Here is a 12,759-nt window from a genome sequence, read left to right on the forward strand (position 1 = left end):
GGTCGGTCAGGGGCGCTTAACGCTTGTTGTTCAAGCTGTTGCCTGTTTTTCAAGCTGTTCCAGGGCGGCCTCCAGGGCCAGTCGGTAACCGCTGGCGCCAAGGCCGCAGATCACTCCCACCGCTACATCGGAGAAGTAGGAGTGATGGCGGAAAGGTTCGCGTTTGTGCACGTTGGACAAATGCACTTCGATGAATGGGATGCTCACTGCCAGCAGCGCGTCACGTAATGCGACACTTGTGTGCGTAAAAGCAGCGGGATTGATCAAAATGAAGTCCACGCCTTCGCCACGCGCGGCATGGATGCGGTCGATCAATTCATATTCGGCGTTGCTTTGCAGGTAGAGCAGATGATGGCCGGCATTGCGGGCCCGCTGTTCCAGGTCCTGGTTGATCTGGGCCAGGGTCACGGCCCCGTAGACGCCCGGTTCGCGGGTGCCCAGCAGGTTCAGGTTGGGTCCGTGCAGGACCAATAGGGTCGCCATCTGCTGTTCCTTGTTATCTGTGAGCAGGTGTCAGAACCCGGCGACTATGCCGCAAAGCCTTTATGACTGTCCAGTTCTCTGCAATAGCCAGCACGATGACCGATGTTTGCGCGAAATTTGTGACCATGCTCCTTGATCCGGTCACCGCACTTGAGGAGCCCGCGCTAAACCCTGTGGGCTTAAACCCGGAACGCCTGCACGGCGGTGTGCAACCGTCCCCCGAGCACCAGTAGATTGTCGCCCTGTTCCCGCCCTTGGCCGATGCGCAGCAGGTTGTCCCCACCCAATTGGTGAATCCGCTCGCTATGGTCGCGGATTTCGCTGACGGCGCCGCTTTGTTGGGCGGTGACGTCGGCGATGCGCACTGCGGTTTCGGAAATGGTCTGGATGGCCCCGACGATTTTATCCAGTGCGCCGTCGGCCGCTTGTGCCTGGTTGGCGGTGGCTTCGGCGTGTTCGACCTGAGCGCGCATGCCGTCCACCGACTGGCGCGCGGCCAGTTGCAAGCGGGCGATCAGTGTCTGGATCTCGGCAGTGGCGCCTGCCGTGCGTTGGGCCAGGGAGCGGACTTCTTCGGCCACCACCGCGAAGCCCCGGCCCATTTCCCCGGCGCGAGCGGCTTCGATGGCGGCGTTGAGGGCCAGCAGGTTGGTTTGATCGGCAATCGAGCGAATCACCGTCAGCACGCCGCCGATGGTAGCCGACTCCTCGGCCAGTTGTTCGATCATTTGTGCGTTGCCTTGCACCTCGCCCACCAGCGCATGCAGGCCGGTGAGGCTCAGGCCGATGACCTTCTGGCCCTGTTCCACGGCATGCCCTGCGCTGCGACTGGCGTCGGCGGCCTGGCTGGCGTCACCCGCCACCTGTTGAATGGTCGCTTCCAGCTCGCTGAGGGAGTCACGGATCAGCGCCGTGTCACCGGCCTGGTGCTCGGCGCCGCTGTGCAGCTCGCCGCTCAGTTCAGCCAGTGCCCGGCTGCTGCCGGCGACCTGCTCGGCGTTCAGGCGAATGGTGCCCACCAGGTCCACCAGATACGCCCGCAAGCGATTGAGCGAAGCCTGAATGTCCTGTAACTCGCGGTTGCTGGCGCCCACATGAATGTCGCGGCTGAAATCCCCTTCGGCCCAAGTCGACAGGGCGGGTGCCAGATTCGTCAAGGTCCGGGCCAGGCGCCGCTGCAAGGTGTCGATGAGCAGTGCGATCAGCAGGATCAGGCCGATCATCAACCCCTGAATCAGCCGGACTTCGCCCTGGATCTGGCCATGTTGGGCGCGAACCGCCGATTCCATGGCATCGATCGCCTGTTGCACATCGGCGATTTTCAAGTGCGTGGCGCTGCTCAGTTCCGTGCGCTTCTGGATCAGTGCGCGCGTGCGCCCCAGTTCGGCTGGGTAGCGACCGAGCAGGCTGTTGAGTTCGCGCTTGAGGGCGATGCCGGCATCTTCGGCGACGGCCTTTTCCTGCGTCTCCAGGCCCATCAGCGCGGCAAAATCATCGCCGCCGGATTGACTGCTGTCCGTCACGCCCAACAGCGGCAGGTTGTCGAGGCTTTCGGCCTGCACGCGGATGTTCGCCAACTCCCGTTCAACATCGGCGGCCAGTTCACTGCGCCCGCTGCTGACCAGCTTGTCCCGGGCGAGGGACAAGCGGCCCAGGTGCTGGGATGCGGCGAACAAAGGGGGCAGGTAAGCCGGGGCCCCATTGGCGTATTGGGCGAGTTGGTCCAGGCTGGCGCTCAGTTCTCGTTCGGCCTGCAGCAGTAAGGCTTGGGGATCGCCGGCCAGTTTACCCGCCGCCAGCAGATCGGTCCTGCTGAAGTCATCGAGGCTCGACAGGCTCGGGCGTAGGGTCTGGCCCAGTTCAGGCGGGAATTGATCCAGTTCTGTTTGCAGGCTTTCAAGGGACGCCGTGGCTGCGCTAAGCCGCAAGGCGTCGCCGCTGGCCAGGTAATCCTCAATGTTGCGCGCCACCTCGCCCTGGAACTGCCGCGACAGGCTCAGGTAGCGCTCCATCAACAGATAGGGGCGCTCCAGGGCGATCTGCGACCACCATAGGGTGCAAGCCAGGCCAACGCACACGGCAACTAAAAGAAGGGTATTGAGATTGGTCAGCAGCTTCAGGCGCATCAAGGGTCTACCAAGGGCAGAATCGTAAGTGCTTGAAGTTATTGCGTTTGGGTTACAGGTTTATGACTGAATCGGTGGATTCCGATGAAAAGGTGGCACTTTGCTTTGATTGTCGTGCGCTTTGTACCCGATTGCGCCCTGCGTGCTTGGCGCGGTATAGCGCTTCGTCCGCCTGGCTGGCCATCATCAGGCTGTCGGACTCTTCGCTCATCTGCACCACGCCCGCGCTGAAGGTGCACCACAGATCCTGGGGTTGCGCCGGGTAGTGAATTTCGGCAAAACGCTGGCGGATTTCATCCAGTACCTTGTAGGCCGCATCGATATCCGTGTCTGGCATGACGATGGCGAATTCTTCACCGCCGTAGCGGCCGATGAAGTCGGTCTTGCGCAACCGCTGCTTGAGGAACAGCGCCAGGCTCTTGATTACCCGGTCGCCCATGGGGTGGCCGTGGCTGTCGTTGACCCGTTTGAAGTGGTCGATGTCCAGCATGGCAAAGCTCAACGGCTTGTCCTCGCGGCGAGCGCGGAAGCAGCAGTCTTCGAGCAGTTGCAGGATGTGGGTGTGGTTGTAAAGACCGGTGAGGCTGTCGCGGACCATCCGCGCCTTGAGGTTACGCGCCCGGGCCGCGCGGTTGCGCACGGTGGTGATCAGGTGCCGGGGTTTGATCGGTTTGGTCAGGAAGTCGTCGCCGCCTTCACTCATGGCGTCGAGCTGTTTGTCCAGGTCGTCTTCGGCGGACAGGTAAATGATCGGCACGCTGACATAGCGGTCATTGTGGCGGATCACCTTCGCCAGCTCCGTGCCGGTGCAGGCGGGCATGTACATGTCGAGGATGATCAGATCAGGCTGGAAATCCGCCAGCTCGGCCATGGCCTGGATCGGTTCGATCAGCGTGCGGGTGACGATACCGGCGCTGTTGAGCAGGCGCTCGGTGTGCAGGGCCTGGGCACGGGAGTCATCGATGACCAGCACTTTGTAGGGTTCATACTGGGCAACGCAGGTCAGCACTTCGATCTTTTCCAGCAGGCTAGAGGCTTCCAGAGTACCGGTGAGAAACTCCTGCCCGCCGGCGCGCACCGCCGCCAGGCGTGTCGGCGTGTCGGTTTCCAGCAGGCTGAAGAACAATAGCGGTAATGGCTGCTCCAGACCTTCCTGGGCTTCGGCGGCCAGTTTCAGGCCGATGCCGGGGCCGCTGAAGTCCACGTCCATGACTATAGCGGCCGGCAGGCGCTCGACCATCGAGGCCCGGAACGCCGCCACGCTGTCGAGCGCCTGGGCGCTCAGACCAAAGAACTCCAACTGCTTGGCCAGCCGCTCGGCGCGGTCATGGTCCTGGAGCATCACGTAGATGGGTTTGCGCAGTGGCGGCAGGAAGGTCTGTTCGAGCTGATCGCCATGGCGCAGGCCGGTGCGGGACAGGCGCTGCATCAGTCGGTTGATTTCAGTGATCAGGTGGCTGCTCAGCCGTCCACGATTGGCTTCCACCGCTTGCAGCGATTGACTGATGCCCTGGGCAAGCAGGCAATGCTCCGGTTGCTCGAAGCGCTCGGCAAAGCGCAGCAGGCGCAGGTTGGCTTCGCTGAGCTCCGACAGGTCGACGCCTGACCATTCACTGCGTTGCAGGCGCTGCCAAATCTCCAGGATCTGGCGAGCCTGGTGAATTACCCGCTGGGCAAAGTGGTGCTTGAGGCGCTCACGGCTGGGGTCTTCTGGCTCGGTCATATCCTGACTACTAGTTAGGGTGCATGCTGAGATCGACTGGTGGCTCTATGCTAGCACCTCTTTTCATTGGCATGAGTGTCATACGTCAATATTCTGTCTTGAGATGGCATTCAGTTTATGACCGGTCAGTCTCGTAGGCTGGTGGCAGCGCTTCCTTTATAGTGGCCGTTCGATTGCCCTGTCGTGGTCGGCATGATTTGCGCCGCATTATCGCGTTTCAAATCAGGCACGATGGCGTAGGGTTGTGGTCGAACCGTGAACTCAAGTGATTGAAGGGACATCGCCATGCTGGACTGGAAAAACCGCGCGGGCAGCGCGCCTGAACGTGCCGCCGAGCCGAAATCGGCCACCCGCAGCTACCTGGGTGGGCTTTTTTTCAGCCGGGCGCTGGCCACGCTGGTCGGCCTGTACCTGCTGGTGACCATTGCCGTCGGCTGGTACTGGAGCCAGGAGCCCGACCTGTTTCCCGTGCAGCAAAACGCCCAGGCGGCCGCCGAGAAGAATGGCCGGCAAATGGTGCTCGGCTACACCACCGTCGAGACCCTCAAGACCGTGGCCGAGACCCTGTTGACCAAGCCAGGCGGCTATATTTCCAACGACCGTTTCCCGCCGGGCCTGTGGATGGACAACATGCCAAGCTGGGAGTATGGCGTGCTGGTGCAGGTTCGCGACCTGAGCCGCGCACTGCGCAAGGACTTCGCCCGATCCCAGTCCCAGTCCGCCGAGGACGCCGACCTGGCCAAGGCTGAACCGCGTTTCAACTTCGATAACCGCAGCTGGGTGCTGCCTTCCAGCGAGTCGGAATATCAGGAAGGTATCGCTCTGCTGAGCCGCTATCAGGCGCGCCTGTCCGACCCGAACCAGAAAAGCGCGCTGTTCTATGCTCGCGCCGATAACCTGAACAACTGGCTGGGCGATGTCGGTACTCGTCTGGGTTCGCTGTCCCAGCGCCTGTCGGCCAGCGTGGGCCGGGTCAAGCTCAACACCTCACTGAAAACCGAAGTCCCGGCGCCGGGCCAGGTACCGCAAGTGGACGAGGAGGTGGTCGAAACCCCGTGGATGCAGATCGACAACGTGTTCTACGAAGCTCGCGGCCAGGCCTGGGCGCTGTCGCATTTGCTGCGCGCCATCGAAGTGGATTTCGCCGATGTGCTGGCCAAGAAAAACGCCACGGTCAGCGTACGGCAGATCATTCGTGAACTCGAAGCCTCCCAGGAGCCGGTCTGGAGTCCGATGATCCTCAACGGTAGCGGCTTCGGTGTATTGGCGAACCACTCGCTGGTGATGGCCAACTACATTTCCCGCGCCAACGCGGCGGTGATCGACTTGCGGCAATTGCTGAACCAGGGCTGACAGATGGAAGAAAGCCCGCGGGAGGTCGCTCATCGAGTGGCCTCGGATGCCGAGCTTATCGCTTGGGTCGATAAAGACGACAACCTGCTTGGCAGCCTGGTGCGTTCGGACCTGCGTGAGCGCGGTCTGATCGGGCGCGGCTCCTACATCATGCTGTTCAATTCGGCCGGTGAGTTGTGCGTTCATCGGCGGACCCTGAGCAAGGCGATCTATCCGGGCTTCTGGGACGTGGCGGCAGGCGGGATGGTGCAGGCCAACGAGACCTACGCCGAGTCGGCGGCTCGAGAGCTGGCGGAGGAGTTGGGTGTGAGCGGTGTCGAACTGACGGCCCATGACCATTTTTATTTCGAAGACAGCGGCAGTCGTCTGTGGTGCTCGGCGTTCTCGGCCGTGTGGGACGGGCCGCTGATCCTGCAACCTGAAGAGGTGCTCGAGGCGCGTTTCCTGCCGGTCGACCAGGTGCTCGATGAAATCCAGCACAAGCCTTACTGCCCGGACTCTCTGGCGGCGCTCGAGCGCTATTTGCGAGCCCATGGCGATGATGTCGCAAAGAAGCGCTAAATTGGCGCCGATTGGCCCTTAGCAAGTCGGCTTTTTGCCGTTACACTGCGCGACTTTTCAAGCTGAATCGCTGTCTGCGATCCAGTAGCGCTGCCCCTGCCTGAGTGGGGCTTCGCGGTCGGGGCACTTACTTTTGCCCGGCCAGTCTTTGTCCTCCCAAGAGGATTGCCGGTGGCCAAAAAAGCCGCATCCTTCGCCGCCTTGGGCGGCCTGGTATTTTCTACCGACGCCGGTCGTCATTGCCCTGATTGCCGCCAGCCGGCGGATGCCTGCATCTGCAAACAGACCACTATTGCTGCCGGTGACGGTATCGCTCGCGTGCGCCGTGAAAGCAAAGGCCGCGGCGGCAAGACGGTGACCACGATCACTGGCGTGCCATTGGCCGAGGACGCGCTCAAGGAACTGGCCACTACGTTAAAGAAGCGCTGTGGCACCGGTGGTGCTTTGAAAGACGGCATCATCGAGATCCAGGGCGATCACGTCGAGCTGCTGCTGGCGGAACTGACCAGACACGGCTTCAAGGCGAAAAAGTCCGGCGGCTAGCAGCCTCTGTGAAAACCACCCTCGGCTTGATTCGAACCCCTTCTACAAAGCACGGTTCGAAGTCGCCCACATGGTTTTCACAGAGCCTGTTCTGAACGGGTTTCTAAACTCAGCGCTGTGAGCAGGGTCTACCTTGCTTACAGGCAAATCGTCATTTCCATTCTCTAGACTGCTCCAGCCTCCTACCGGATGGTGCATTTTGACTTCTTTATAGGGGACTTCGATGTCCGTACGACGCACACGCAAAGACGATGGCAGCCAATGGACAGTTGCGGACAGCCGCAGTGTTTACGGGATCCGCCATTGGGGGGCCGGGTATTTCGCGATCAATGACGCCGGTCGCGTCGAAGTCCGTCCGAACGGTCCAGGCAGTTCGCCCATCGACCTGTTCGAGCAAGTCGACCAGTTGCGCCAGAGCGGCCTGTCGCTGCCCTTGCTGGTGCGCTTCCCCGACATCCTGCAAGACCGCGTGCGCCAGCTCACCGGTGCGTTCGACAGCAACATCGCGCGCCTGGAATACCAGAGCCAGTACACCGCGCTCTATCCGATCAAGGTCAACCAGCAGGAAGCGGTGATCGAAAACATCATCGCCACCCAGAACGTTTCCATCGGTCTTGAGGCCGGCTCCAAGCCCGAGCTGCTGGCGGTGCTGGCCCTGGCGCCCAAGGGCGGGACTATCGTCTGCAACGGTTACAAGGACCGTGAATTCATTCGCCTGGCGCTGATGGGGCAGAAATTGGGCCATAACGTCTTCATCGTGATCGAGAAAGAGTCCGAAGTCGGCCTGGTGATCGAAGAAGCCGCGTCGCTCAAGGTCAAGCCTCAGGTCGGCCTGCGGGTACGCCTGTCCTCCCTGGCGTCGAGCAAGTGGGCCGACACCGGTGGCGAAAAATCCAAGTTTGGTTTGTCTGCCGCGCAACTGCTGTCGGTGGTCGAGCGCTTCCGTGCCGCCGGCCTGGATCAGGGAATCCGCCTGCTGCATTTCCACATGGGTTCGCAGATCGCCAACCTGGCGGACTACCAGCATGGCTTCAAGGAAGCGATCCGCTACTACGGTGAGCTGCGCAACCTCGGCCTGCCGGTGGATCACATCGATGTTGGCGGTGGCCTGGGCGTGGACTACGACGGTACGCACTCGCGCAATGCCAGTTCGATCAACTACGACATGGACGATTACGCCGGTGTCGTGGTTGGCATGCTCAAGGAGTTCTGCGATGCCCAGAGCCTGCCGCATCCGCACATCTTCTCGGAAAGTGGTCGCTCCCTGACTGCCCACCACGCGATGCTGGTGGTGCAGGTGACCGACGTCGAGAAACACCACGACGACGTGCCGGTGATCGAAAACAAGGAAAGCCTGCCGGAGACCGTGCAATGGCTGGTTGACCTGCTGGGCCCGACCGATATCGAGATGGTCACCGAAACCTACTGGCGCGCCACCCACTACATGAGTGACGTGGCCGCCCAGTACGCCGACGGCAAGCTGACCCTGGCCGAAAAAGCCCTGGCCGAGCAGTGCTACTTCGCCGTGTGCCGTCGCCTGCATAACTCGTTGAAGGCCCGCCAGCGTTCCCATCGCCAAGTGCTGGATGAACTCAACGACAAGCTCGCCGACAAGTACATCTGCAACTTCTCGGTGTTCCAGAGCCTGCCGGACACCTGGGCCATCGGTCAGGTGCTGCCGATCCTGCCGCTGCATCGCCTCGATGAAGAACCGTTGCGCCGCGCCGTGCTGCAAGACCTGACCTGCGACTCCGACGGCAAGATCAAGCAGTACGTCGACGAGCAGAGCATCGAAACCAGCCTGCCGGTGCATTCCCTCAATCCGGGCGAAGATTACCTGTTGGGCATCTTCCTGGTGGGTGCCTACCAGGAAATCCTTGGCGACATGCACAACCTGTTCGGTGACACTGACTCGGTGAACATCTACCAGAATGCCGACGGCAGCGTGTACCACGCCGGTATCGAAACCCACGACACCATCGAAGACATGCTGCGCTACGTGCACTTGTCGCCGGAGGAGTTGATGACCCACTACCGCGACAAGTGCGCGAGCGCCCGTATCAGTGCCGCCGAGCGCACCCAGTTCCTGGATGCCCTGCGCCTGGGGCTGACGCGGTCGTCCTACCTGTCTTCCTGATGGGGGCCTGAACGCCCTCCGGGACTGTCAGAAAATACACCGTGTGCTGCGGGTTTTTTCGGATAGTCCCGGAGGGCGTTTTTATTTGTGCCGCTGTTATTTCCGCACACGGGTGCATTTAGCCGGTGGTGTCCTCATTTCGTGTAGTCCCTTTCCTAACTTGTATTTGGGCTCTCTACTCGGCCATGGCTCTCAGCGAGAATCCTCAGCCGCCCCTCCTGTAGAGAAACGCCGATGTCCGATCCAGCCAGCGAGCCGTCATTTCGTCTGGAGATAGCCGGTCTGCCCGAGTCCTTTGTTGTCGTGGCCTTCACGGGCAGCGAAGCCATCAGCGAACCCTTTGTCTTTGATGTGGAGCTGTTGATCGGCGATACGCCCCTGGACCTTGCCGGGTTGCTCTACCGCAGCGTCTGGTTGAGTTTCGGCGCTGGGGGGCGGGGCATCCATGGGCAGATTCACGAGCTTGTCCAGCATCGTCAGGGCGCTGGTTGCCGGGTACGCATCGGGCCGAAGCTGGCGTGCCTGGCGCAACGATTCAGCCAACGGGTGTTCAGTGCCCGTTCTGTACCGCAAATCATCCGCCAGGTGCTCAAGGCCCACGGCATTGCCGGACGCCAGGTGTACCTGGCTTTGAGTGGTGATTATCCGCTGCGCGATTTCTGTACCCAATACCGGGAGTCAGATCTGCAGTTTCTCCAGCGCGTATGCGCCGAGGCGGGCATTTACTTCCATTTCGAGCAGGCTCGGGATGGGCATTGCCTGGTTTTTGCTGACAGCACGGGCGATTCCCTACCCGATGGCGAGACGCTTTACAGGCGCGAGGGAATGGCTCCGGCGGTGCGCAACTGGCGTGTCCAAAGCGATGTTTCGGGGGAGCAGGTAGCGCTGGGCCGCAGCGATCTGATGGGGTTGCATTGCGGCCGGACGCTGTCGCTGGCAGGGCATCCTGTCGAAGTCTGGAACCAGCTCTGGCTGTTGACGAAAGTCGAGCATCGCGCGCAGGCCGGCGTATATGGCAACCATTTTCGCGCCATTCCTGCGGGATGGCCGTTCGTGGCGACCGGGGTCGCGGCAAAACCTCGCATGCCGAGTCGGCAGCGCGGCTGGGTGGTCACGGTCGATGAGCCGCAGATGCAGGTGGCGGGGCGAGTAGCGGTGCAGTTCGACTGGGTCTATCAGGGGGAGGGCGCCAGTCCCAGTCATTGCTGGCTGCCGTTGGCCCCTGAGCTGGCCGCTTGGGGGCACGCCATTGCCAAGGGCACCGAGGTGCTGGTGAGTTTTATCGAGGGCGACCCGGATCGTCCATTGATCAGCGCATTGCTCGACGCGCCGGCATCTCGGGAAGAAGGGGATGAGTCGCTCCTGAGTGAAACCTCCCGACCAGTCCATGAGGCGTCTGGCATCGACCCGCTTCTGTTGGCGGCGATCCAGAGCGCCGAGCCGTTGGTGCTGTTGTGTCTGTTGCCCGGAGGCGGCAGCTTCAACCCCTGTAGCCAGCCGTTGTGTACCTGCCGCATGCTCACGCAGCTCGGCGCGGGCGCTGCTCCATGAGTGCTGCCGCCATGTCTGAATCAGCGCCGCAATGGCTGCTGCTCGACGTACCAGGTGCGCCGGACGCCGCGCAGCGTTTGCAGGAGCAGTTCGCAGAGATCCGGCGCTTTGCCTTGTTCGAAGGCACCGAATTGCACGAGCTGAGGGAGCATGGTCCGTTGCTGGTGGATCTGCAGCAATCGCCGGCACTGGCCAGCCTGTGTCACCTGGATGCCGGCTCCTGGCCAGGGCTGTTGTTGGTCAGCCGAGCGTCAGATGCGCAATTACTGGCGCATCTGCGGCGCATGTTGACGGTGACGTTGGGCCTGCATCACAAGGCCTTGCTGAACTATTACAACCCGCACACGGCCAGCTATTTCTTCGACGGTTGCGATCCTCTGGAACTCAGTTGCTGGCTGGGGCCGATCAGCCTGGTGCGCTGGTTCGGCGGGACCTGGGGCGACAGGACCCTCGGCAGCCAGGGCTGGCAGCAACTCTCCAATCCGGGGCTGGCAGTACCGGCACTGGAAAACGAACACAGTCTCAGCCACTGGCAGCAGAGTCAGTTGCAGCGATGTCTGTTGGAACGCCACGTCTGGCAGTGGTCTTGCTCTACCGGGCGGGATTTCCGCCTGCTCTGGGACGACCTGCAGCAAGGGCTGACCCTGGGGTTTACCGAACGACCGGTACTCGACGACTGGTTATGGCTGCGCCTGCAATACCCCAATGCCCGACCCGTGCCGGGGCTCAAAGGCGGTTCGCAGCGCGAACGCCTGGATCACCTGCGGCGGCTATGGCAGGACAATCAAGGTTGAAAAGGTTAATGGGCGCCTGCACCGAACCAGCTATCGCGCTGTTGCATGCGCCACGCGAAAGCACCCAGGGTCAGGCTGCGCAAGGCCATGAACAGCAGGAAAGTCATCCACAGCCCGTGGTTGCCGAGCGTTTGCAGTACCCAGGCAAACGGCAACACCAGCAACAGGGTCAACAGCATGCCATTGCGCATTTCCCTGGCACGCGTGGCGCCGATGAACAGGCCATCGAGCAAATAACTCCAGACCGCAATCAACGGCAGCGCCGCCAGGTAAGGCAGGTAGCGGTAAGCGGTGTCGCGCACGTCGGGGATGTTGGTCTGCATTTCGATGAACAAGTGGCCGGCGAGCAGAAACAGTAAGGCAAACCCCACGCTGGCAATCAATGACCATCCGCAGGCCACTACCAGAGAGCGGCGCAGGGCCAGACGGTCGCGGGCGCCGATGGCGTGACCGCACAGCGCTTCGACGGCATGGGCCAGACCGTCCAGGGCGTGGGCTGTCAGCAGCAGACCATTGAGCAGCAGCGCGTTGGCTGCCACGGTCGCATCCCCCAGGCGCGCGCCTTGCACCGTGATCAGGAAGAACACGGCTTGCAGCGCCAGGCTGCGAATGAAAATGTCCCGGTTCACCGCCAGCAACGGACGCCAGCTTTGCCACACCCCCAGGGCCGCCCAGGCGATCTGCCCCGGCCAGGCCCGCAGCGTGTTGCGCGCCAGGATCAGGCCGACCAGGGCGCCGGTCCACTCGGCAATCACCGACGCCCGGGCCGAACCGGTCACACCCCAGTCCAGGCCGATCACAAACCACAGGTTCAGGGCGATGTTCACCAGGTTGGTCACCAACAGAATCGCCAACGGCGCCCGGGCATTCTGAGCGCCGAGAAACCAGCCCACCAGCGCATAACTGGCCAGCGCCGCTGGCAAGCCAAACAGCCGGGTGTGGAAAAACTCCCGGGTCAACTGCTCAAGCTCGGCGGATGGCTGCATGAAATGCAACGCCACGCCACTCAACGGCACGCCGACCACAGCCAGCACCAGCGCCAACCCTATTGCCAGCAGCAGACCTTGCAGCAGCACCTGGCGCAACGCCGCTCCATCCCCGCGCCCGGCGGCCTGGGCGGCGAACCCGGTGGAGCCCATGCGCAAGAAACCCATGGCCCAGGCCAGCACCGTATACAAGCTCGCCCCGACCGCCACCGCGCCTAACTGATGAGCATGGGGCAAGTGGCCGATGACGGTGCTGTCCACCAGCGCCACCAGCGGTACGGAAATGTTCGAGAGAATCATCGGCGCGGCCAGCGCCCACACCCGGCGGTGGGTAAGACGGTCGCGCCAGTCGGTGATCAGGTTGGACATGCGAGCTCCTTTACGGAGCGCGATTGTAGCGGGTTATTGCAGCATTCCCACGCAGAAAGGGGGGTCACGCTTATCAGCAGAAAACCAGGGGATCGCTGAGTGCAATGCCATGATCATCCTGCTCTTGTGGCGA

General features: G+C 61.9%; 9 protein-coding genes and 1 pseudogene. 6 read left to right on the forward strand and 4 right to left on the reverse strand.

Annotation, left to right across the window (positions count from 1 at the left end):
* Positions 1-30: 30 nt before the first annotated feature.
* From aroQ to HU811_RS06365, 3 genes and pseudogenes are all read right to left on the reverse strand, one after another.
* The gene (gene aroQ, locus HU811_RS06355) at positions 31-483 is read right to left on the reverse strand and encodes a type II 3-dehydroquinate dehydratase (RefSeq protein ID WP_018605716.1); all 453 of its coding nucleotides are present in this window, start codon (positions 481-483) and stop codon (positions 31-33) included.
* A 179-nt stretch (positions 484-662) separates the two neighbouring features.
* Positions 663-1,169: pseudogene (locus HU811_RS27735) on the reverse strand (methyl-accepting chemotaxis protein); the annotation flags it as partial.
* A 1,492-nt stretch (positions 1,170-2,661) separates the two neighbouring features.
* Positions 2,662-4,332 carry a GGDEF domain-containing response regulator gene (locus tag HU811_RS06365; RefSeq protein WP_186654719.1) on the reverse strand — a complete coding sequence of 557 codons (1,671 nt, stop codon included), beginning with the start codon at positions 4,330-4,332 and terminating at the stop codon, positions 2,662-2,664.
* Positions 4,333-4,617: 285 nt separating this feature from the next.
* Between HU811_RS06365 and HU811_RS06370 the strand changes: the two genes are divergently transcribed.
* The 6 genes from HU811_RS06370 to HU811_RS06395 all read left to right on the forward strand — a co-directional run bounded on the left by HU811_RS06370 (position 4,618) and on the right by HU811_RS06395 (position 11,271).
* Positions 4,618-5,685 (forward strand): DUF2333 family protein, encoded by a 1,068-nt coding sequence (locus HU811_RS06370; RefSeq protein ID WP_092452188.1) that lies wholly within the window; start codon positions 4,618-4,620, stop codon positions 5,683-5,685.
* 3 nt (positions 5,686-5,688) lie between these two features.
* Positions 5,689-6,246 (forward strand): NUDIX hydrolase, encoded by a 558-nt coding sequence (locus HU811_RS06375; protein WP_186654721.1) that lies wholly within the window; start codon positions 5,689-5,691, stop codon positions 6,244-6,246.
* Between the two features lie 171 nt (positions 6,247-6,417).
* Positions 6,418-6,789, forward strand: a complete 372-nt coding sequence (locus HU811_RS06380) for a translation initiation factor Sui1 (protein WP_186654723.1) — start codon at positions 6,418-6,420, stop codon at positions 6,787-6,789.
* Positions 6,790-7,012: 223 nt separating this feature from the next.
* Positions 7,013-8,926: an arginine decarboxylase gene (gene speA / locus HU811_RS06385; RefSeq protein WP_047227397.1), complete on the forward strand. Its 1,914-nt coding sequence runs from the start codon at positions 7,013-7,015 to the stop codon at positions 8,924-8,926.
* Positions 8,927-9,160: 234 nt separating this feature from the next.
* On the forward strand, positions 9,161-10,477 hold the full coding sequence (locus tag HU811_RS06390; RefSeq protein ID WP_186654726.1) for a type VI secretion system Vgr family protein: 1,317 nt from the start codon (positions 9,161-9,163) through the stop codon (positions 10,475-10,477).
* Entirely contained in the window at positions 10,474-11,271 is a 798-nt protein-coding gene (locus HU811_RS06395) for a DUF4123 domain-containing protein (RefSeq protein WP_186654728.1), read from the forward strand. The genes HU811_RS06390 and HU811_RS06395 overlap by 4 nt, the downstream gene beginning before the upstream one ends.
* 5 nt (positions 11,272-11,276) lie before the next feature.
* On the opposite strand, the gene HU811_RS06400 is transcribed toward HU811_RS06395, so the two are convergent.
* Positions 11,277-12,626, reverse strand: a complete 1,350-nt coding sequence (locus HU811_RS06400; RefSeq protein ID WP_186654730.1) for an MATE family efflux transporter — start codon at positions 12,624-12,626, stop codon at positions 11,277-11,279.
* Positions 12,627-12,759 lie beyond the last annotated feature (133 nt).

The sequence above is a fragment of the Pseudomonas tehranensis genome, assembly GCF_014268615.1.
GTDB classification, from domain to species: domain Bacteria; phylum Pseudomonadota; class Gammaproteobacteria; order Pseudomonadales; family Pseudomonadaceae; genus Aquipseudomonas; species Aquipseudomonas tehranensis.

Coding starts and splice junctions, on each gene's coding strand:
- aroQ (WP_018605716.1), bottom strand. CDS start 483: ATGGCGACCCTATTGGTCCTGCACGGACCCAACCTGAACCTGCTGGGC.
- HU811_RS06365 (WP_186654719.1), bottom strand. CDS start 4,332: ATGACCGAGCCAGAAGACCCCAGCCGTGAGCGCCTCAAGCACCACTTT.
- HU811_RS06370 (WP_092452188.1), top strand. CDS start 4,618: ATGCTGGACTGGAAAAACCGCGCGGGCAGCGCGCCTGAACGTGCCGCC.
- HU811_RS06375 (WP_186654721.1), top strand. CDS start 5,689: ATGGAAGAAAGCCCGCGGGAGGTCGCTCATCGAGTGGCCTCGGATGCC.
- speA (WP_047227397.1), top strand. CDS start 7,013: ATGTCCGTACGACGCACACGCAAAGACGATGGCAGCCAATGGACAGTT.
- HU811_RS06390 (WP_186654726.1), top strand. CDS start 9,161: ATGTCCGATCCAGCCAGCGAGCCGTCATTTCGTCTGGAGATAGCCGGT.
- HU811_RS06395 (WP_186654728.1), top strand. CDS start 10,474: ATGAGTGCTGCCGCCATGTCTGAATCAGCGCCGCAATGGCTGCTGCTC.
- HU811_RS06400 (WP_186654730.1), bottom strand. CDS start 12,626: ATGTCCAACCTGATCACCGACTGGCGCGACCGTCTTACCCACCGCCGG.